Below are 21,050 nucleotides of genomic sequence, written 5' to 3'. Positions count from 1 at the left end.
ATTCACAACCCAATGAATGGAATTTGTTTAGCTTTTTTTGTCACTTTGACTCTTGGAGTGCCAAAATATTAATATTATTGCTTTAACTACCAAACCTGATTAATCAATAATTAAATAAATATTATATGTCTTCAAAAAGAGATTATTACGAAATATTAGGAGTATCCCGATCAGCTACCCAACAAGATATTAAAAAAACCTTTAGAAAACTTGCTATGAAATATCACCCTGATCGCAATAAAGATTCAGATGCTGAAGAGAAGTTCAAAGAAGTTAATGAAGCTTACGAGGTACTAAGCGATGAAGAGAAAAGAAAACTTTATGACACTTATGGTCATGAAGGTTTAAACGCGTCTGGATTCCACCAAGGTGGATTCAATCCTTATGACGTGTTTAACTCTGTATTTAGCGGGTTTGATTTTGAAGGTGGGTTTGGTGATGTCTTCTCACAATTCTTTGGTGGGGGAGGCAGTGGTTTTCACAACCAAGAATACATTGAAGAGTTGATGTTAATTTAGTTCATGAAATTAAGATCAGCTTCTTAGAAGCAACCAATGGTTGTATTAAAAACGTTAAGTACACCAGACAAGTTACTTGTCCTGATTGTAACGGGTCAGGTTCAGCTGATGGTGATGTAATTACATGTAGTGATTGTAATGGCGAAGGGTTTCTTGTTGAACAAAGAAGAACATTACTAGGAATGTTCCAAACCAAAAAGACCTGTCCTTCTTGTAAAGGTGAAGGTCAAACGATCAAAAATAAATGTAATAAATGTAAATCACGTAGAATGGTTGATGAAGTGGTTGAAAGAAAGGTCTCAATCGATTCAAATGTGTTTTATCAAGATGTTGTAATCGTTCGCGGGGAAGGACACATTTATAAGAATCTAGTGGGAAATCTTTTCTTAAGAGTGAAGATGCAACCTTCTAGGGTGTTTGAACTAGGTGATAACCACATGTTGGTTAACGTTCTAGTTGATCCATTGGTTGCTGTCACGCGATAAATCATCGAAGCTACACCGTTGATTATTATTTACTTAAAGAGTTGAGTTTAAGTGAAGATGGTAAACGCTTAATCCAAGAAACGATTAACTCTGATCTAATTAATAATCTGGGTAATTTAGTTCACAGATTAATTCCGATGCTTGAATCAAGACAAGAATCTACGATCTTACCTTATCTTGCGGGTAATGAAGTAGAAGATAAATATTTAGCTGATCTACAAAAACTACCGGCTGAATTTGAGAAACTAGTTGAAGAAAACGACATTCGTTCTGCGATTAAATTAGTGCTTAATATTTCAAAAGAATATTCAAGCGTTATTGAAGTAAGAAAACCTTGAGAACTTTATAAAAATAACAAAACTCAAGAATTGGCTAACGTTTTGTTTGCTGGTACTTGTGCGATTAGAACTGTTTTTGTTCTTCTTGAACCAATCTTAACGACTAAATCAAAAGAAGTTTATGAACAGATGAATTTCACACCAGAACAAACACAATTAAAAAACATTAATAATTTTGAACAACTGTTGAATCATAAGATTAATAAGTCAAAAAAATTGTTCCAAAAACTTGATGTGACCGATCCAAACGTTAATCTAAAACCTCTAGAACAACAAGAAACAAAAACAAAAGAGGTTAAAGATAAAAAAGCTAAGGAATCATCTAAACAATCACCAAAAGAACCCACTAAGGAACAAGCAAAAGAACCAACTAAATAATTAGTTGGTTAAACAAAAATAAAAATGTAGCACGGTCCAGTGCTACATTTTTTCTCATCCCAGAACTTAATTTTGGTTCGTATTTAATTCTTGTTTTTCTTTTTTTAATTTAACCAACTCGTGTTGTTGTTGTGGTGTTAAGAGATTGTATTTCTTTGCTTCATTAATAAAGAAATTATATTGCATTAAATCTAATCGGTTCATCTTACGTTCGATTGTTTCGTTCTTAACATTTAGATTTCTTCTTAAGAACAAGATTGATAAGATCAATACCACCACAGAAGTAATAAATGGTGAGATCGCATAGCCTGAAACATAAACCCAGATATTTAGATTATCAGTTTTTGGTAAAACTGTTGATAGACCATAAACCGTACCAAACACTAGATAAGAGATGAATGATCCTTCAATCGCTGAAGAGATGTATGAACGAATTACATCATTTGTTCCTTGGAACAACATCATTCCACAGATCGTAATTGAGAACATCACAATTCTTAACATTGTAATTCTGATATAACTTGTCGCCATATCAGCATTATCAATTGGTTGCACCATTGGTGTTGTGCTTGGATCTTTAAAGTTAAATAAGTTAACTAAAACAGTTTTGGCAACAAAAAAGACGACGATATAGGAGATAATTGCATACGTGAAAGTAACAAACAACGATCATCAGAAAGCTGAGTGTACTCGCTTGTAATGACGGTTCGTATAGTTATAACCAATTAATGGTCGACCACCATCTGAGATCCCGAATAAGGCGACAAAAAATAAGATCAACAACGGGGTGGACCCTGCGTGGTAGTTTTGAAAATCTTGTCCAGAGACCCTGATTAACAATAAATTGTAAACCAAGAACATTACAGTTAAACCCACAATCCGAATGAACGATGATAACCCCAAGATCATGATCGGGATAATGATCTTGATATTAAATTTAACCTTAAAGAGATCGTGAAAACTTAATCATGTAGCTTGCTTCTTATTAAAATACATGACAAAGCCAACGTATAAAATTAAGTTAACAACTCAGCTAATTACAGAAGCCGTTGCTCCACCAATCAAACCAAGACTAAAGTATTTAATAAAGATAAAGTCTAATAAAACATTAGTTACGTTTGCTATGATTGAAGCAACCGTAACAAAGATATTTCTTCCTTCAGAGCGAATCATGAAAGATAATAATGAAAACAAACCAATAAAAAAGAACCCACTAGCATAAATCCAACTATATTGATCAGCTCAAAGGGCTGAGATATCAGCCATCGCATCATCATAAGTTAAGATCACTTTAGGGTAGTTGACAAAATTAACGCCATTAAGCGAATCAAGATCAACATTATTAATCCGGCTAACAATCTCGTTAGCATTATTATGATCTAGTAAGCTGATTACTCTAGGACTTAAATTGGCCGTTCCAATTAAACTACGTTGAACTCCAGCACCAACAATAATAAAACAGATTAAACTAGCAATTAAACATAAGATTAATGTTGTTCAAAATGACATCACTCAGATATCTCGACCAGTTTTTTCATATTTATAACTAATTGATTTGGTGTAATAAACCCCAGCCCCAATCGGTACTAAATAGATTGCTGCATTCCCAATTAAAAGGATATTTTGAAACGAGTTTACTGCTTGTCTAGCTATAATTGAAACATTAGATAGCTGTGATGTATTATCACCAACAGCACCGATCTGGGAATTATAAACGTTTTTAAATAATAAAACGATATTATCTAAGATTTGGTAATTATTAATTGATTGAGCAAGTACATTCTTATCTAAGGTGATGATTGGTTGAGATCTTACTTGCTCACCAAAAATCTTAATAAAGTCACTATTAAAATAACCAATCGGTACGGGTTGAGAAACTGAAGCTTGATAATAACCATTATCAAAAAAATAGATATTGGGAACTCTAACGATTGCGTCATTAACAAAGATCTGATCAAATACCCGTTGATAAACGTTAATATTTGAAAAGTGCAAACCGTTGTAAACATCATTTAGTTTCCAAACTTCTGGCACTAATTTTTGAATTAAGATCTGATCATAAAAACTATACAAACCTGCAAAGAAAGCAGCTAATAAACCTGGTAAACAAACAATTCAAATTGCTTTAGCAATTGCTGTTTTCCCAAAGAGTTTATTAGCTTTTTCTTGTTTATCAATTTGGCTATATCCTGTATTCACAAATATTTAGTTATTAATTATTCCCCTTAAAAATTATTGTTGGTTTGATCTACCAAGTGGAATTGTGAAAGTTTGTCCAATTCCCATACTATTAGATTCGTCACTATCTTTTAGTTTGATTCAGACACTAAATGTTAGTTCGTTGGTAAGGTCGATATGGTCCATCTGTAGGTTGTTATTGTGAAAGTTCTTCCAATCCCCCCCATACTATTAAATTCGTTACTATCTTTTGGTTTGATTTCGACAGTAAATGTTAGTTCGTTCCTATCAGTATTGAAACTAGCTGAGTTTTGCACTAAAGTAATTGCAAACTGATCATTGTATTTACTGTTAGAAAACTTAATTAGCCCATTGTTTCTAGCAGTTACTTCTAATTGATCAGTTTTAACTGTATGATTTGTTATATCATAGAAATAATCGATTGGTTTATCAAACAATTCACTTGTCTTGTTGATGATTACATCAGCTGCAGCTTTAGATAAATCTGACGGATAGCTTAAAACTGTTCTATCTTCATCGCTGTGTCAAAGTTGAGGTTGTTTAGAATTATTCTCAATCTGATAAAACGATCTTTTATTTGGATTTATTGTTAGTTGATAATCAAAAGTAAGATCGTTTTGTTCTAATTTCTTATCAACACTTACATATGTTAGATTAACATCGAACCAATCACTTAGATAAGTGAAGTAATTGGTTGAATCATCAGATGCTACTGATAAAACGGGGGTAGCAAATTCAGATAATCCTTGGGCGTTAGTCACCTTTTGAAGTTGGGTTAATGAACTATTGGTTGTTGTGGGTTTAGTATCAGTCCAATTTAAAGTTAAAGCTTTTAAGAACTGAAAATCAAAATCGACTTTTTCTTTAAAGCTTAGCTTTTGATTTCCACCTACTTGTAAATCAAATGAGATTTGCCCTTCACGATCGTCAACAATTAAGTTTAACAATCTTGAGTTTGTCTGTTCTTCTGAATTAAGATTGGTCATAAACTTTGACCAGTTAAGACTATAACCACCGCTTGCTTGAGTTACTAGATCAGATGCTATAACAGCTTTAGACTTTAGACTTAATTGTAAACTTTTTGTTTCATTACTACTATCACTAGAACGATCTGCTTCCATCTTCCCACTTTTATCTTCTGACTTCATCCCTTCAGATCGATTTATAGGGGGTAAAGGTTCTCTTGGGTTATTATTTTCATTAGTACCTGAGGTATTACCTGGATCCATATTAGGAGGTGAATTACTAACCATCTCTTTCTTATTCTTGTTTGTACAAGAAGATAATGGCACCGCTACAAAAGAAGCTAGTAAAAACCATTTCAATATTTTTTTAAGCATTCTGTCCTTATTTTTAAGCATTCTGTCCTTATTATAGAAAAGTTAATCTATCGAATTCTCGATAAAAATTATACCTTAATTATAACTTAATTATAATAAGTAAGTGTAATAATAGGGTTATATCTAATTGATTTGCTCAAAAAACCAGTTTACAAACAAAAAAAACCAAAAACTTCTTGTTAAAACTGCTTGATCAGATCAAAGTTAAATCCGATTAGTTTTTCACAAACAGTAACCAATTAAGAGCTTATTTCTTTTTTATACTGAAATTAATTTGTTTAACTTTTTTATCACTTTAGCTCTTAGAGTGCTAAAATATTAATATTATTGCTTTAACTACCAAACCTAATCAATCAATAATTAAATAAATATTATATGTCTTCAAAAAGAGATTATTACGAAATATTAGAAGTATCCCGTTCAGCTACACAGCAAGATATTAAAAAAGCCTTTAGAAAACTGGCTATGAAATATCACCCTGATCGCAATAAAGATTCAGATGCTGAAGAGAAGTTCAAAGAAGTTAATGAAGCTTACGAGGTACTAAGCGATGAAGAGAAAAGAAAACTTTATGACACTTATGGTCATGAAGGTTTAAACGCGTCTGGATTCCACCAAGGTGGATTCAATCCTTATGACGTGTTTAACTCTGTATTTAGCGGGTTTGATTTCGAAGGTGGGTTTGGTGATGTTTTTTCACAATTCTTTGGTGGTGGAGGCAGTGGTTTTCACAACCAAGAATACATTGAAGAAGTTGATGTTAATTTAGTTCATGAGATTAAGATCAACTTCTTAGAAGCAGCCAATGGTTGTATTAAAAACGTTAAGTATACCAGACAAGTTACTTGTCCGGATTGTAACGGGTCAGGTTCAGCTGATGGTGATGTAATTACATGTAGTGATTGTAATGGCGAAGGGTTTCTTGTTGAACAAAGAAGAACATTACTAGGAATGTTCCAAACCAAAAAGACCTGTCCTTCTTGTAAAGGTGAAGGTCAAACGATCAAAAATAAATGTAAGAAATGTAAATCACGTAGAATGGTTGATGAAGTCGTTGAAAGAAAAGTCTCAATCGATTCAAATGTCTTTTATCAAGATGTTGTAATCGTTCGCGGGGAAGGACACATTTATAAGAATCTAGTGGGGGATCTTTTCTTAAGAGTGAAGATCGAACCTTCTAGGGTGTTTGAATTACGCGATAACCACGTGGTGGTTAACGTTTTAGTTGATCCATTGGTGGCTATCACTGGTGGAACAATCTTAATTCCGACTTTAAAAGAGATCAAAGAAATTAATCTAAAAGCCGGAACTAAAAATGGTGATATCATCACGATTGCTAATGGTGGAATTAACTTAAAACTAGACTCACGGGTTTATGGTGCTAATTACAACCAAAAAGGTGATCTAATCGTTGTAATCAACTATGCAAGACCTAGTGAATACTCTAAACAAGAGATTACTAAACTTAAAGAGTTCATTAAACCAAATAAGGAAGTAAACTTATACGAAACCTTAATGAAGAAAGAACTTAATAATAAGGATTCGCAATAAAGCTCTAACCAAACTAAAAATGGGTAAGAGCCCATTTTTTATTACCCACGATCAGATAAAATCCTTAATCTGGCTAAATAACTAAAATAAAAGACCTATCAATTAAGATAGGTCTTTTATTATTTTTAATAACTATTTGCTTATTAATTAAGATGCGTGAATAATAACTAAACAAGCCATACAAATCCCTAGACAAACTCCAATTACTGTTAATAAGATAATTGCTGTCGCACTAAACCAATCCAAACCAGCTTTAATCTTGCTGTTTTGGTATTTAGATACCTCACTAACTGAAGTTAAATTTAAATCTTTAGATTTGTGTGATAAGTTATCGTTCATTATTTTGCTTTGGTAATTCTTAATTCGTTATACATTCCGCAAGAGCAAGCTCTGTGAGCTCTTTTGAATTTCCCACAATGCTTACATACGTTAATTAAGTTAACTGCTAAAGCATCATGTGAACGTCTTTTATCTCTTCTGTGTTTCGAAGATCTTCTTTGTTGTACTGCCATGATGTTTTAATTATTCTATAAAAAATTTAATAAATGTGGATGATTATGATTATTTAAGATCAACTTTAGCACCAACAGCTTCGAACTTAGCTTTTAATGCTTTAGCTTCTTCAATATTCATATTTTCTTTAATAGTTGCAGGAGGAGTGTCAACTGCTTTCTTAGCATCCATTAAACCTAAACCAGTTACTTCTCTTACTAGTTTAATAACTTCAACTTTCTTATCACCAGCTGATACTAAAACAACTGTTGCTTCAGTTGGAGCAGCAGCCGCTGGAGCAGCTGCAGCAGCAGCTATAGGAGCAGCAGCTGAAACACCGAATGCTTCTTCGATTGCTTTAATTACATCGTTGATTTCAACGATAGTCATTTCTTTTAGACTTTCAATAAATTGTTCTTTTGTTAATTTTGCCATTGTAAGTACTACCTATGATTTTTAATAAAAATTAATTGATTATTGTTGTTTTGTATCAGCTACAGCTTTAAGCGCGTACATAAATTTGCGTACTGGAGCTTGAAGCACTGATAAGAACATGCTGTATAGTTCATCTCTTGATGGAAGAACAGCTATTTCGCTTAGTTCTGCTGCAGATAATTTCTCGTTTTCTAAATATCCGCAAACATACTTAACTTTTTCATTAGCTGTAACATATTCATGAACTGCTTTGATTGGTAAAAAAGCGTCTTCTAACCCAATCACAACTGCGATTTGGTTTTTGATATCATCGTCAAATCCATCAATGCCAGCTTCTTTAATTGCTCTTTTTAAGATGTTGTTTTTTAAAACAAACATCTGATTAGCACTAGTTTTTACTTTTCTTCTAAGTGCTGTAATAGCTTTTGCTGTCATTGTTGAATATTCAAATACGACAAACGATTTTGCTTCTTTTAACAATCCAGCAATCTTATTTACATGTTCAATCTTTTTTTGAATAATTGCTTTCATTGTGTATTTAAAATTCAATTAGTAAAGTGAAAACAATAACAAAGATTGTTATTAGATATGGTTATCTAACCTACATAACGAATTAAGGAAATCAAGTGATTTACCAGTTATGGTCTTTGGTTATTGCTTTAATAGTATATCATTCTTTACTTTATTTTTAAAGTATTCTTATGGAATTAGCTATCTTCACTTAAATTCTACTAAACACCACTACATCTGAACATGTCAGTAAGTAGATAATCGCAGGAAACACGAATAGTAATAGTAAGATTGCAAAGATCACTCAACTAAACGGGGGAACAAAAAACTTAAATAAAGCGTATAAAATCCCTGGAACGATTCCTAAAATTAATAAAACGATTAGGATAATCAAATTAATTCCCTTATCTCTTCTAGCCATGATTAATTTAAATCTAAAACCTCAATAAGTTCTCGGGCAATATTTGATAAAATTTTGGTGATTTTAAATCTTTCTGAATCGTCAAAATTAAATGATTGTTTAAATAATAAGTAATACAAACAAAATTTATCTAAGATCTGTTTGTTTTTTTTAAATAAACTTAAAACGTCTTCAATTTCTTCATAAGCAGTAATCTTTGTTAAACAAGTATTGATGAAGAAATTTCTAGCATAATGCTTAGTTGGTTCGTTAATAATTAAATCCATTAATTCATTTAATTTTTGACGAGGGTACTCCATGTTGGCAACGCCATCGTTCTCATAAACAGATTTAATAAAATCGAATTTATTAGCTTCTTTAGTAAATAATGTATTAAAGGCTGTTATTGCTTTTTCAACATTTGCTTGATATTCTGTTTCTTTCTTTTGTTCTTCAGACAATTTGTGAGACATATTGTATAAATTTGGCGACTTTTAAAAAATCTTATTAATATTATCAGATTATAATTAAACTGTTGAATATTTTTTTAATATTTTTAATGTTTAATTAAGAAAATATTAAAATATATCTATTAAAAAATACATATAAAAAATGCTAACTAAATCTGAAATTTGCAAAATTATCGCTGAATGTACTGGAGTAAGTCCAAAACTTGTTAAGGCTTGTTTCCAAGTTTATAGTGATTTAGTAAAAAAAGAAATTAAATCTCAAGGTCAAGTAAGATTACCTGAACTTGGTACTTTTAGAGTTACTATTGGTCGTGAAAGAATTTCAGTTAACCCGATTACAGGAGCACAAACTAGAATTCCGCCTAAACCAAAGGTAAAATTTAGAGCTGCTAAACCACTTAAAGAAGTAACAGCTACAATCAAGTGGAAATACGTAAGCGAAGACGATGAATTGCTTCAACCTAAAAGAAAAGCCACTGGATTCTTTAAGAACCGCTAGAACGACGAAGAGTAATTAAGTCGATCCATTCTTGAAGAGCTTCAAAGATCCCAATTACTCCGGGATAAAATAGTTCCAATTTAAAAGAGCTTTTCTGAATCCATTCATACTTTAAGGTGTTTGATTCTTGGTTTTTTAACCAAGAATCAATTTTTTTAATTGGAATCATATAAAACTCTTCTTTGGGAACGATTAACAATAAGATAAAAGCAATCCCTCCTTGTTCGTGAATCTTTCTTAAATGATCTAGTTGGTGTTGCTTGATATTCTTAAGCGAATAATTAATTTTAGAGCTTTGTTTTGCATCGAAATCAAAGAAATAACCCTTATAAAGCCCATAATAATCGGTTTGTGTCTTTTCTTTTAATCACCCAGTAACTCTTCTGTTAGCAAAATTATAAACATTGATTGGTAAGTGACGTTTAAAAATTAGCCCTTTGTGGGCTAATTCGTTATGCTTAATTGTATTATTGATTAATGTTTCAAGAAACATTCCTCTATTTTGATGCATATACTGAATAGTCCTTTATTCAATATATGTCGGTTTTTTATAAAAGTTAAACTTTTTTAGTTTGGGTAGTTGGTTCAGTTACGTATGGTTTAGTTGGCTTATCAATAGCTTTAATTGAACCTAAAAAATACATGTAAGAAACAATGATTAAGATAATGAAAAGGACAAATAAGAAGATAGAGACAGCTCCAATTGCTATTCTAATAGTGGCAACGATATTAGGATCATTACTTGATCTAACTAGTGGGGTAATATCTAAACCTACTGTGCCTGGTTGAATGGTTGTAGAGTTATCAGGAGTATAGATTCTTGTAAAGAATCCATTAGTTTCAACTGCATTAACAAATTCAGCTTGAGTTACACCTCTATTTAAAATTTCCACATAAGGCGCAGCTGATAAACCAACAAAGACTAAAGATAATAAAAGTACAGCTATTGCTATCCCTAAATAAATATATGATTTTTTTCTTGATGGTTTAAATTCAGCTGGAACTAGATCTAATTTAAAATAATTAGCCTTTAATGGATCTTTAATCTTGTTTTTTTTCATAGTTACTAATTTTATCCACTCTTCTTTGGTGTCTACCACCTTCAAATTGTGCTGATAAGAACTTTCTTAGGATCTCTTTATTAACATCAATTGATGTTGTTCTAGCTCCAAGAACTAAAACGTTGCAGTTATCATGTTGAATCGCAAGTTCTGCATATTGAACATCAGTTACTAATCCTGCACGAACATTTTTAATCTTGTTAGCTGCTATACAGATCCCAACACCAGTACCACAGATCGCTACACCGATATTTCTTGTGTTTTCATCCTTAAAGTAATCTTCAAGCATAAAAGCAAAGTCAGGATAATCATCTGCACTTTTTTCATCATCTGAACCTAAATCAATAACTTCATATTGATTATGGTATTCAGTTTTAAGCATACTGATAAGTTCTTGTTTTAAGAAAACACCTGTATGATCAGCTACGAATATGATTTTTCTCTTGTCCATAATTGCTATTTAATTATATTCTTATATATTTTTATATGTTAGTTAAATAAATCCTTTGAATGTTTGTTAGAACTCATATAAAAAAAGGTGTATTATTTTGAGCGATTAGCTAAAAATTCTTTAAGAGATTGGCTCAATTCTCCTTCTCTTAGAATTTTGTTTGAATCTAAGTCATAAATTGTTGATCCTTGTTCAGACGTAGTTTCACCTTTTATCACAACAACGTCGTTATTCTGATTAAAGTACGGATCATTATAATACTGTTCTCAAGTTTTATAAGGATTTAAATCACTTATATTAGCACTAGAAGAGTAAATTTTACCGCATATTTTAGCGATTTTTAAAATATAAGGACTGTTTGGAATGCGATAACTTTCCTTGTTATAAATAAGTGTCAATTTACCTGGTCAGAAACGATTAGCTAGATCTAGAAACAACTTATCGTTTATATTAGTTTGCTCTACATCTGAACAAAAGTAAATTAATTTTTTATTTAGATCTCTTTTTTTGAAGTCGTATATTTTATTTTTAGATTTGCAGATTACCCCAAAGACTGTATCAGTTGGTAAGATAACTAGCTTATCATCATTAATGGCTTTAACTATTTCGTCAAAATCTTTTTCAAATTCTAGAACTTTCATTCAATAATAAACCCTCTTAACTTATCGTTAGCATCATTAAAAAAAGTGGTTTTGTCGTACAAACCATACTTCTTTAACAACTGCACCGTCTTTTCATATATTCGCTCAGAAAACTCCATACACAGCACTTTAATCTTAGTTTTATTCGTAGTTAGATATCTAAATATTTCTTCGTAAAAAAACGTGCCGCCGTTCTTAGCAAACAAAGCATTGAATGGTTCGTAATTTATTTCTTTAATGTAATTCGATTTTAGTTCTTCATCTAGGTAAGGCGGATTAATAATTAATGCATCTATCTCTTCACTCACTTGTTCAAAAACTTCAAGATAATCTGCTACATAAAACCTTGCATCTAACAAATTATTTACAGCATTAAAATTAGCTATTTTTACCGCTGATTTTGAAATATCTGACCCAAATACTTGATATTTTGGAAATTGTTTTTTAATTGTTAACGCAATTAATCCAGTGCCTGTACAAATATCTAAAACGTTAACAATATCTTTGCGTGAATTAATAACTTCTAAAAACTTTTCAATTACTGCATTTGTATCTATTCTAGGGATTAAAACAGTTTCATCAACAAACAGTTTTAATCCATTAATTTCGATTTGATTAATAATGTATTCAACTGGATATTCATCTTTATAGATGCGATTACAATCTTTGATAAACTGATCAAAATTAAAATCTATCTCTTCATTACGCAAAGTAATCAGATCTGTTTTATTCTCAATTTTTTCAGAATAGCGTTTTATTAATAAAAAAAATGATCAAGAGTATTTCTCTTGATATTTTGAATAATTGTTTGTTAAGTAATTAATTAGTTCGTGGAAAGTCATAAAACTATTCGTTCATAATTAATTTCATTTTTTCTTCTTGTTCTTTAGAACGTAATGCATCAATCATTTCATCGATTTCTCCCATCATAAATCGATCTAAACTATTTAATGACATATTGATTCTATGATCAGTTACACGGTTCTGTGGATAGTTGTATGTTCTGATCTTCTCAGCACGGTCACCAGAACCAACTTGATTCTTTCTTAATGCAGATAAAGCGTCGTTTTTTTCTTTTTCAGCTGCTTCTCATAATTTAGAACGAAGCATTTTCATTGCAGTTTCTCGATTAGCGATCTGTGATTTCCCTTCTTGACAAGCTGCTACAATTCCAGTTGGGATATGAGTAATTCTTACAGCACTCTCAGTTCGATTAACGTGCTGACCACCTGCACCTGAAGCACGATAAGTATCAATTCTTAAATCTGCTGGGTTAATTTCGATTTCTACATCATCTTGTTGAGGTAATACTGCTATGGTTATCGTTGATGTATGAACGCGGCCTTTTGCTTCGGTAGCTGGAACTCTTTGTACTCGATGAACGCCTGATTCAAACTTCATCTTTGAATAAACGTCTTCACCGTTAATTTCAAAAGAAATAAAACTGTAACCTACAGAAGTAGGTAACATTTCAATAACATTGATCTTTCAATTATGTTTAGAACAATATTCCTTATAAAGATCAAACATATTTCCCACAAAGATCGAAGATTCATCACCACCAGCAGCTGGACGCATTTCAACAATAACTTCCTTATCGTCATTAGGATCGGCTGGTAATAATAAAACTTTTAGTTTTTCTTCTAAATCAGGGATCTGTTCTTTAGCAGCATCTAGATCAAGAATTGCCAATTCATGAAATTCTTTCATCGCATTATCATTAATGATCTTTTCAGCTTCTAGACCGCTAACAACTAATTTGTCATAAAGTTCAAAAACTTCTAGTAACTGCTTTTTTTGTTTTAATTCTTTGTTAATTGCATGAATTCGCTTGAAATCATTAGTTAAACTTTCTAACTCTTTGTTTAACTTTTGTGCAGTAGCTCGTATAGCTACTAATGTTTCATACATCTGTTTGTTATATTCCATGGTTATTATTTGTTAATAAAATAAAAACAAACAACCCAAATCCTAAATTTGGTATTGTTTGTTATTTAAATAATTAAGGTCTTATAAATCTTTTAGTGATTTAGCTTTATCGTTAGATCTCTTGGTAGTCTTAGCTTGAGGTTTAGAAGAGTTTGCTTCAGCTTTTTTACTAATGTGAGCTTTACCTTGGTTGAACTTGCTAGACAGTTTTTCAGCGCGTCCTTTTACTACTTGTTGAGTAGTTTCTCCAATATAAAAGCTATGACATTTACTGCAAACGTCCATGTGAACTTCTTTAGCTTTAATTACTGATAATAAAATGAACTTATTATTACAAGAAGAGCATAAGAAACTAACCTTATTTAATGTTGGATGGATATCTTTTTTCATTATTATTTTCTTGAACCTTAATTATAATATAGCTTTAAAAATAGTCCCTAATATTATATATTAAAATTAGCGATTATAAACAAAACCTTTGTACCGGGTTACAGATAGGATCGTATCCCTAATTCCTTGAACCCCTACACCTGAATCTTTAACTCCCATGAACGGGAAGAAATCAGGTCCTCTTGAAGATGAACGGTTTCAGTTAATTGTTCCAGCTTCTAATTGGTTAGCTAACTCGTCAAATTTAGTTTGATCACTTGTGAAGATACTTGCTTGTAAACCATACTCAGATTGGTTGTGTAATTTAACCATTTCTGCTTCATTTTTCACACGAATAATCGGTAAAATTGGACCAAATGGTTCTTCTCAAGCAACACGCATATCAGTTGTTACGTGATCTAATAAGATTGCTTCAACACAGTTTTTCTCAAAGTCACCACCAGTTAAAACAATAGCTTTTTTAGTCACCGCATCATCAAATAATTCCTTAATAAAATTAGCAGCATGCTGATCGATTACTGGAACTAATGATGGATTATTAAATGGATTACCTAGATGTAGTTTTTCTACTTCTTTTTTTAATAGTTGAACAAATTCGTCTGCATCTTCATTCTTAACAAAGACTCTTTTAATCGCAGTACATCTTTGTCCAGAATAACTATAAGCACCCTTAACGATCTCTTTAATTGTCTTTTGCTTATCATAATCGCTTAAAACTAAGGCTGCATCTTTCCCCCCTAATTCAAGTGAGATATTACCCACAGCTGATTGTTTTAATAAACTTAAACCAACTGGAGTACTTCCTGTAAATGAAATGCTTTTAATGTGTTTGTTCGTATTTAGTTTATCACCAATCTCACGGCCTAAACCAACAACACATTGGACTACACCTGGATCAAAACCAGCTTGCTTGAATAAATGAGCTAATCTAATCCCAATAATTGCTGCTTGGGTTGCCACCTTATAAACAACGGTATTTCCCGCAATTAAAGTCGGAATCATCTTTGATAATGGAGTGTTTAGGGGGTAATTTCATGGCGAAATATTTAATGCTACCCCTAGTGGTTCACGCACAAACTTACCCACTTTTTCCTTAACGCGGTGGATCTTTTCATCCATTACTAATGGATGAGTAATCATCTCTTCATAAACACTGATCGTGTCGTGAATATATTGGATTGAGCGAGTTACTTCAGCTAGTGACTCGTTGTATGCTTTAGCAATATTATCAGTTAGTAAGTTAGCAAATTCTTCTTTGTGTGCATCTAGTAATTGGGCGAACTTTAAGATCTTAGCTTTGCGATATTCATAACCTGCTTTTGATCAACTTTTAAACGCAATATCTGCTTTTTCATAAGCATCATCGATCTCTTCTGCTGTCATCCCATAAAATGAACCGCTTAGTTCATGATCGATTGGTGATTTGATTTCAATTAGTTTACTACTACCCACTTCTTGGTTATTAATTAACCCTTTTAAGTGGTGATATTTGTCCTTAAAATCATAAGAAGATGCATTACACACCTTTTTCTTTATGCATTCGCTATTACTCATACTATTAAAATTATTTATGTAATTTAAATATATAAATAAAAAAATAAAGTGCAAAGAATGCACTTTATTTCGATTAGTTAAATGGACTATTTATTCTTTTTAGTTAATTTGAACAATAAGTCACCAACATTAACCTTGTCTCCAGGTTTAACAACCACTTTAAGATCGTAGTTAGCTAATGTTTCTTTTAGAGCTAGAATTGGCGAATTAGTTGATAATTCTTTCTTCTTAATCATCTCTAAGTTAGCTTGAACAACTGGTGATTTCTTGAATGAAACGTTGTCACCAGATTTAGCAAACATTTTGAAACCAACTAAGTTGTTAGAATCTGAGTTGTTTGAGTTTAATGATACAGTATCAATTCCAATGTGGATTAAGATCTTAGCACCGTTAACATCGAAGAAGTAAGCGTGACCTGTGTTGTAAGCAAGTTCTAATTTACCATCAACTGGAGAGTAGAACATGCCATCTTCTGGTTCGATGCTTACACCATCACCCATGATTTTACCAGCAAATGAAGGGTCTGGAAGATCAGCTAGATCAGTTACTGTCCCTTTAACAGGGCTGTATACATCAACTACATCATATAGTTTGTGATCAACTTCAGGAGTAGCTTTTGGCATTGATGGGTCGATTTCTTTAGTAGCTGGATCACCAATTACTTTTTCAATAGCAGAAGAGTCATAATCTTTATTAATCATCTTTTGCATGTAAGATTTAATGATATCAGCATCACCACCATAAACAGCGTGAACTAAAGTATCACTAACTGCATATGTACCTAATGAACCAAGGGCACCGATCTCACCAAAGTTTACTTTTTCTTTAGTTTTAACAGATACTCTTAATTTTGTAGCACATGCATTTACTGCACTAATGTTATCACGTCCACCAAACGCTTTGATTAGTTTGTATGAAGTGATTTCGATTGGTTTGAAATTAGCAGATCCGTCGTTTGTACTAGCAGCATTTTTGCTTGCAACTTTTGCTTGGTAGTCAGCTTTAGTGTACAGTCTTGTACCAGCACCACGTCCAGGAGTCTCAATGTTACGTTTAGTAATCAGGAAGTAGAATGTGAAGTAGTACAGTGGGATGTAGAATAGACCAATTACTAATGGAAGTCAGCTGTTTGTCTTAGCACCTAAGGCATCAGGAATGAATCCATAGATTGTCAAGTCGATAATACCACCAGAGAATGTTTGACCGATGTTACCACCTAGTAAGCTTGTTAATCAGAATGAGATCGCACAGAATACTGCGTGGAATCCTCAGAATAGGTAAGGAGCCAAGAATAAGAATGTAAATTCGATTGGTTCAGTAATACCTGTTAAGAATGAAGTGAACGCAGCTGAAATGATGATTGAAGACGCGTATTTTCTTTGGTCCTTAGGAGCAGCCATAATCATCGCAGCACCAGCAGCTGGTAAACCAAAGATCATGAATGCATGTTTACCTTGTTCGTATTGACCAGGGTTCACACCAGGGAACGCAAAGTTTAGTGTGTCATTTGCTTGCAAAACAACAGATCCTGTTGAAGACTCTTTAATCATTGTTAATAGTTGTGCACCACTAATAACAGTTCCGTTTCTAGTAATAGATTGGATTAGTGAAGGGTGGTTAAGAGTTGAGTCAGCAAATGATTTGAATGTGAATGTGTAAGGATCAGATAAACCACTTAAGTATACAGATTTATTGACAAATAGTGAGTTAATGGTGAATCATAATCTTTGGTCACCGCTTAAGCTATCTGTGTTAATTTGTGTATTAGGGTTTAATGCAGTAACAACTTGACCTCAGTACATTCAGTTTTGAGCAGTAAATCCAGCAGGTTTAACTGCATCTTTGTTTGCAGCAACACCAACGATTGAACGAATCACTCTTTGTCCATTTTCGTCAGTAACGATTAATGGAGCAATTGCGTTTGATCCAGCTTGGTTAACAATAATGTTTGCAATGCTACCACCAGCACTAGTGAACCATAAAGGAGCATAGAAAGCGTGGTGTAGACCAAATGGAACCAATGCTCTTTCAACATAACCAAAGATGAACGAGTTGAAGTTACCATTTCTTGATAGGACCCCAAGGCTTTGACCTAATGCGTTTAGACCAATACCAATTGCTGGTCAGATCATTAATGCAACAAGAGCAACCGGTAACATTGTTAATAATGTAATAATTGGAACAAAACGGTTACCGTTGAAGAACCCAACCACTTTAGGTAATTGGATTGTGTGGAATTTGTTGAATAATAAAGCTGTAATAGCACCGACAATAACTCCACCAAACACAGATGTACTTAGCGATCTAAGACCAACGTTCATAGCTAACGCAGTAGCCGGAACGCTGTTATAATATAGAATCGTAAATGTTTGTGAGTTAGCATTAGGGAAAATTAATGCTGTTTGTGTAGCATTGAAGATCAACCAACCAACAAAAGCAGATAATGCTGCTACCCCTGATTGGTTAGTGAATGCTACTGCTATTGCAATCGCAAATAGCGTAGGTAGGTTACCGAAAACAGCCTCGGCAGAATTTTTAAAGAAGGCAGCCATCGCAAACACACCAGGGTGAGTAGCTTGACTTACGTTGTTTTGAACCGCAGCAAAGATCCCTAGCAATAACCCAGCGATGGGTAATAAAGCAATCGGAATCATAATTCCTGCAGACAACTTACCAACAACTTCTTTAAAATGACCAGAAAATCTCTTTCAGCGTTCTGAAGAGCGTTTCTGGCTATGAACTTGATTTGTAGTTGAAGCCATTATTTATTTTCTTTCAGTTTTTAAATATAATAAACATCATTCGTAGTTCTTTTATTATTAAAGATTAGTTAGACTAACAAATCCCGCAACAGAAAATAATAAAATCATCAATCCAGAAATAAATAGTAGATACCCACCATTCTTTTGCCATCATGTTAATTTCATTTCTTTATCACTTATTGTTTTACCAAAAGCGCCATCGTAAGTTGTGCGTCTAATTCTATATCTTTTTCAAAACATGTAGAATGATGAACCTCAAAAAACTAAGCAAATCACTAACGCTAGAGTGCTTAAAGTAATAAATACTATTCTAGTTGTGTCCATAATGATGATTAATTTTTATCGGTATCATATTTATTATATATTACTAACTGAAGCCAAAATCACTTTATCAGAGAGAATAAGCAAAATTCTGGAGCTTAATTCTTAATGAAAAATATTGATCTTAATCGTTTTGTCTTTAATTATGTGATATAAGCTAATAATCCTTAAAGATAGGTCGAATAAAAACCTAAAATCGTTAGGTATTACTTAAGAAAAGTTCAATCTAATCAAAATTGATAAGCTTAGATAATAAAAAAACGAAAAAGGACGAGTTAAACTGAATTCTTTTTCGTTTTTTTTCTTGATTAAGATAAGAAAACTTATTAAATATAAAAATGAGCCTAAGCGGCTCTTATTTTTCAATAATTTTATAAAAATTACGAAAGTTTTAATCGAAAGTTAGAGACACAATTAAGTTGTAATTGTGCGGATACTAAAATTATTATTAATGGTGCACTCGAAGGGACTTGAACCCCCACATCGTAATGATACTAGATCCTAAGTCTAGCGCGTCTGCCAGTTCCGCCACGAGTGCAACATGGTGCTCCTTGAGGGGATCGAACCCACGACCCAGTGATTAAGAGTCACTTGCTCTACCGTCTGAGCTAAAGAAGCTTTATGGTGCCGACTATAGGAATTGAACCTACAACCTACTGATTACAAGTCAGTTGCTCTGCCGATTGAGCTAAGTCGGCGTGGTGGAGTGTGAGGGGATCGAACCCCCGACCCTATGCTTGTAAGGCATATGCTCTCCCACCTGAGCTAACACTCCATAATGCTAGGAAGAATTTCCTAACAAAATCCTAACAAAATATTGTCTCTTTGAACTATGTGCATTAATTCAAAGAAGCGGGATTTTAAACCCTATTAGTTATTTAAAAAGTTTGTTAATTAATGGTGACGCGTACGGGATTCAAACCCGTGAATGCACGCGTGAAAGGCGTGTGTGTTAAGTCACTTCACCAACGCGCCATAATGGCGGCCACAACAGGATTTGAACCTGTGACCAACCGGTTAACAGCCGGTTGCTCTACCGCTGAGCTATGTGGCCTTATAGCTGATGCCTTTAAAATTATACCATAATATTATTGATTATTGGCTACGATTCACTGAATGTCATCATCATTTTCACATGATGCACTAAACCGTTCGAACATTTCATTTTGTTCGGGAGTTAGTTGAACGTATAAAAGCGGAATTAATTTTAGTTCAGAATGGTGAATCTTAAAACCAGCTGCTTCTAATTTCTTCTTCACTTCATAATAAGCATTAGGGACCGTAATAATCTCATAACCTTCTTCATCAGAATTAATATCGATTAGTTCATAATCGATTAATAACTCTAATAATGCTTCATCGTGATAGTTATTTAAATCAGTTAAGATAATTCCTTGTTCTTGAAAGTTAATCTTAACACTGTTTGGTTTAGCTAAAGAACCCTTTAGTTTAGAAATATACCCGTTTAATGAAGAGATAACACGGTTGGGATTATCTGATAAGGTTCTAACGATAATTCCCAACCCACCAGGACCATAAATCTCATACTCAGCTTCGATTAATTGGTCATCTTCCTTATTGCTATTCCCATAAATATTACGATTAATTGAATCTTTTGATAAGTTGTAAGTTAATGCTTTATCAATTGCGGCTTTCAGCCGGTAATTAGTCTCAGGATCAGTTCCACCAACTTTAACAGCTGCTTTAATCTCTTTAGCTAATTTTTGTCACAGCTTGGCGTTAGATTGTTGTTTTTTATTAATCTGGTTAGCAATCAAATGTTTTCTAGGCATGGTTATTCTCTTCTTCTTTTCTAAACTTAGCAATATAAGCTGATCAGCTCTTCTCAACTTCTTGTAATTATAAATAATAAAAATCATCATAATTCCGACCAATCCGATTAGAAGCACAAAAAAGACAACTAAGATAATCGGGATGGTGGCTTGATTTGAGATCTCTCTTCTTTCTTGACTTATGATCCGATTATAAGCTTGGATCGGATCATAAGAGGTGTAATTATTATCATCAAAAAATCGTTTAGATCGAATGAGATTAACAGCTTGATTAGTGTTAAGCGTTTCATTAATCAACCCTTGGACAACAGTAACATATGATGAGTTTAATAAGAAGTATTGCGCTGGTGGGTTTAGTACACCTGGTTCAAAATCGTTGATTAGAAACGTTAAAGGTACTGGGAAGTTGTTAATGTTTCTAACTATCAGATTACTTTGTTCAGTTCTAGTTGAGGTGTTCGTAGTTAAGAAATCATAAGCCTCAAGCACATTATCATCATTATAATCAACCCCACCTAAGATGATTGATGAAT

Annotated in this window: 25 protein-coding genes and 6 tRNA genes; 5 read left to right on the top strand and 26 right to left on the bottom strand. The window is 32.8% G+C overall.

Annotated elements, in window-relative coordinates; translation table 4 throughout:
- The first annotated feature begins 125 nt into the window (after positions 1–125).
- From D2833_RS04195 to D2833_RS00845, 3 genes are read left to right on the top strand one after another with little or no spacing between them, the layout of a single operon-like run.
- On the top strand, positions 126–518 hold the full coding sequence (locus tag D2833_RS04195) for a DnaJ domain-containing protein (protein ID WP_011113385.1): 393 nt from the start codon (positions 126–128) through the stop codon (positions 516–518).
- The gene (locus D2833_RS04190) at positions 452–1,003 is read left to right on the top strand and encodes a zinc finger domain-containing protein (protein WP_318025954.1); all 552 of its coding nucleotides are present in this window, start codon (positions 452–454) and stop codon (positions 1,001–1,003) included. The genes D2833_RS04195 and D2833_RS04190 overlap by 67 nt, the downstream gene beginning before the upstream one ends.
- 41 nt (positions 1,004–1,044) lie before the next feature.
- Entirely contained in the window at positions 1,045–1,719 is a 675-nt protein-coding gene (locus D2833_RS00845; protein ID WP_011113383.1) for a methionine--tRNA ligase, read from the top strand.
- Positions 1,720–1,785: 66 nt separating this feature from the next.
- Here the strand turns inward: D2833_RS00845 and D2833_RS00840 are convergent, their stop codons facing one another.
- The 3 genes from D2833_RS00840 to D2833_RS00835 are packed head-to-tail and all read right to left on the bottom strand — an operon-like array spanning position 1,786 to position 5,258.
- On the bottom strand, positions 1,786–3,918 hold the full coding sequence (locus tag D2833_RS00840) for an MATE family efflux transporter (protein WP_117273932.1): 2,133 nt from the start codon (positions 3,916–3,918) through the stop codon (positions 1,786–1,788).
- A gap of 33 nt (positions 3,919–3,951) precedes the next feature.
- A complete protein-coding gene (locus D2833_RS04340) occupies positions 3,952–4,083 on the bottom strand; it encodes a hypothetical protein (protein ID WP_265736590.1) in 132 nt (43 codons plus the stop codon).
- On the bottom strand, positions 4,053–5,258 hold the full coding sequence (locus D2833_RS00835) for a hypothetical protein (protein ID WP_117273930.1): 1,206 nt from the start codon (positions 5,256–5,258) through the stop codon (positions 4,053–4,055). The genes D2833_RS04340 and D2833_RS00835 overlap by 31 nt, the downstream gene beginning before the upstream one ends.
- Positions 5,259–5,633: 375 nt before the next feature.
- Between D2833_RS00835 and D2833_RS00830 the strand changes: the two genes are divergently transcribed.
- Positions 5,634–6,809, top strand: a complete 1,176-nt coding sequence (locus D2833_RS00830) for a DnaJ domain-containing protein (RefSeq protein WP_011113380.1) — start codon at positions 5,634–5,636, stop codon at positions 6,807–6,809.
- 147 nt (positions 6,810–6,956) lie between these two features.
- Here the strand turns inward: D2833_RS00830 and D2833_RS00825 are convergent, their stop codons facing one another.
- From D2833_RS00825 to D2833_RS00800, 6 genes are all read right to left on the bottom strand, one after another.
- Positions 6,957–7,148, bottom strand: coding sequence for a hypothetical protein (locus D2833_RS00825; RefSeq protein ID WP_011113379.1), 192 nt, complete (start codon positions 7,146–7,148; stop codon positions 6,957–6,959).
- A complete protein-coding gene (gene rpmF, locus D2833_RS00820; protein ID WP_011113378.1) occupies positions 7,148–7,321 on the bottom strand; it encodes a 50S ribosomal protein L32 in 174 nt (57 codons plus the stop codon). Before rpmF ends, D2833_RS00825 begins: the two co-directional genes overlap by 1 nt.
- A gap of 49 nt (positions 7,322–7,370) precedes the next feature.
- A complete protein-coding gene (gene rplL, locus D2833_RS00815; RefSeq protein ID WP_011113377.1) occupies positions 7,371–7,736 on the bottom strand; it encodes a 50S ribosomal protein L7/L12 in 366 nt (121 codons plus the stop codon).
- A 39-nt stretch (positions 7,737–7,775) separates the two neighbouring features.
- Positions 7,776–8,285, bottom strand: coding sequence for a 50S ribosomal protein L10 (rplJ, locus tag D2833_RS00810; RefSeq protein WP_011113376.1), 510 nt, complete (start codon positions 8,283–8,285; stop codon positions 7,776–7,778).
- Positions 8,286–8,457: 172 nt separating this feature from the next.
- Complete coding sequence (locus D2833_RS00805) at positions 8,458–8,667, bottom strand: hypothetical protein (RefSeq protein ID WP_011113375.1); 210 nt, start codon at positions 8,665–8,667, stop codon at positions 8,458–8,460.
- Positions 8,668–8,669: 2 nt separating this feature from the next.
- Positions 8,670–9,119 carry a DUF1951 domain-containing protein gene (locus D2833_RS00800; RefSeq protein WP_011113374.1) on the bottom strand — a complete coding sequence of 150 codons (450 nt, stop codon included), beginning with the start codon at positions 9,117–9,119 and terminating at the stop codon, positions 8,670–8,672.
- Between the two features lie 139 nt (positions 9,120–9,258).
- Between D2833_RS00800 and D2833_RS00795 the strand changes: the two genes are divergently transcribed.
- A complete protein-coding gene (locus D2833_RS00795) occupies positions 9,259–9,615 on the top strand; it encodes an HU family DNA-binding protein (protein ID WP_027333231.1) in 357 nt (118 codons plus the stop codon).
- On the opposite strand, the gene D2833_RS00790 is transcribed toward D2833_RS00795, so the two are convergent.
- The 17 genes from D2833_RS00790 to D2833_RS00710 form a co-directional block, all read right to left on the bottom strand.
- Complete coding sequence (locus D2833_RS00790) at positions 9,602–10,126, bottom strand: Holliday junction resolvase RecU (protein WP_011113372.1); 525 nt, start codon at positions 10,124–10,126, stop codon at positions 9,602–9,604. The two genes, D2833_RS00795 and D2833_RS00790, sit on opposite strands and share 14 nt — an antisense overlap.
- A 46-nt stretch (positions 10,127–10,172) precedes the next feature.
- Entirely contained in the window at positions 10,173–10,721 is a 549-nt protein-coding gene (locus D2833_RS00785) for a hypothetical protein (RefSeq protein ID WP_011113371.1), read from the bottom strand.
- Positions 10,657–11,127: an RpiB/LacA/LacB family sugar-phosphate isomerase gene (locus D2833_RS00780; protein WP_011113370.1), complete on the bottom strand. Its 471-nt coding sequence runs from the start codon at positions 11,125–11,127 to the stop codon at positions 10,657–10,659. The genes D2833_RS00785 and D2833_RS00780 overlap by 65 nt, the downstream gene beginning before the upstream one ends.
- 92 nt (positions 11,128–11,219) lie before the next feature.
- Positions 11,220–11,768, bottom strand: coding sequence for an L-threonylcarbamoyladenylate synthase (locus D2833_RS00775; RefSeq protein ID WP_011113369.1), 549 nt, complete (start codon positions 11,766–11,768; stop codon positions 11,220–11,222).
- The gene (gene prmC / locus D2833_RS00770; RefSeq protein ID WP_011113368.1) at positions 11,756–12,610 is read right to left on the bottom strand and encodes a peptide chain release factor N(5)-glutamine methyltransferase; all 855 of its coding nucleotides are present in this window, start codon (positions 12,608–12,610) and stop codon (positions 11,756–11,758) included. Before prmC ends, D2833_RS00775 begins: the two co-directional genes overlap by 13 nt.
- 4 nt (positions 12,611–12,614) lie before the next feature.
- Positions 12,615–13,697, bottom strand: a complete 1,083-nt coding sequence (gene prfA, locus D2833_RS00765) for a peptide chain release factor 1 (RefSeq protein ID WP_011113367.1) — start codon at positions 13,695–13,697, stop codon at positions 12,615–12,617.
- An 81-nt stretch (positions 13,698–13,778) separates the two neighbouring features.
- Entirely contained in the window at positions 13,779–14,087 is a 309-nt protein-coding gene (gene rpmE, locus D2833_RS00760; RefSeq protein ID WP_011113366.1) for a 50S ribosomal protein L31, read from the bottom strand.
- A 66-nt stretch (positions 14,088–14,153) separates the two neighbouring features.
- A complete protein-coding gene (locus D2833_RS00755) occupies positions 14,154–15,641 on the bottom strand; it encodes an NADP-dependent glyceraldehyde-3-phosphate dehydrogenase (RefSeq protein ID WP_011113365.1) in 1,488 nt (495 codons plus the stop codon).
- Between the two features lie 86 nt (positions 15,642–15,727).
- Entirely contained in the window at positions 15,728–18,403 is a 2,676-nt protein-coding gene (locus D2833_RS00750; RefSeq protein WP_117273927.1) for a PTS transporter subunit IIABC, read from the bottom strand.
- 57 nt (positions 18,404–18,460) lie between these two features.
- Positions 18,461–18,727: an MPN207a family PTS transporter accessory protein gene (locus D2833_RS04410; protein WP_011113363.1), complete on the bottom strand. Its 267-nt coding sequence runs from the start codon at positions 18,725–18,727 to the stop codon at positions 18,461–18,463.
- Between the two features lie 449 nt (positions 18,728–19,176).
- A tRNA-Leu gene (locus tag D2833_RS00740) sits at positions 19,177–19,262 on the bottom strand.
- 4 nt (positions 19,263–19,266) lie between these two features.
- Positions 19,267–19,342, bottom strand: a tRNA-Lys gene (locus D2833_RS00735).
- Between the two features lie 4 nt (positions 19,343–19,346).
- Positions 19,347–19,422, bottom strand: a tRNA-Thr gene (locus tag D2833_RS00730).
- Position 19,423: 1 nt separating this feature from the next.
- Positions 19,424–19,499: transfer RNA gene (locus D2833_RS00725), tRNA-Val, on the bottom strand.
- Positions 19,500–19,622: 123 nt separating this feature from the next.
- Positions 19,623–19,699: transfer RNA gene (locus tag D2833_RS00720), tRNA-Glu, on the bottom strand.
- A gap of 4 nt (positions 19,700–19,703) precedes the next feature.
- A tRNA-Asn gene (locus D2833_RS00715) sits at positions 19,704–19,778 on the bottom strand.
- Positions 19,779–19,812: 34 nt separating this feature from the next.
- Positions 19,813–20,517 carry a YebC/PmpR family DNA-binding transcriptional regulator gene (locus D2833_RS00710; RefSeq protein WP_011883850.1) on the bottom strand — a complete coding sequence of 235 codons (705 nt, stop codon included), beginning with the start codon at positions 20,515–20,517 and terminating at the stop codon, positions 19,813–19,815.
- Between the last annotated feature and the right edge of the window lie 533 nt (positions 20,518–21,050).

It is taken from the genome of Mycoplasmoides gallisepticum (assembly GCF_900476085.1).
Lineage (GTDB): Bacteria > Bacillota_I > Bacilli_A > Mycoplasmatales > Mycoplasmoidaceae > Mycoplasmoides > Mycoplasmoides gallisepticum.
The sequence above is the reverse complement of the archived record's forward strand: the minus strand, read 5'-3'. Positions and strand labels throughout refer to the sequence as shown.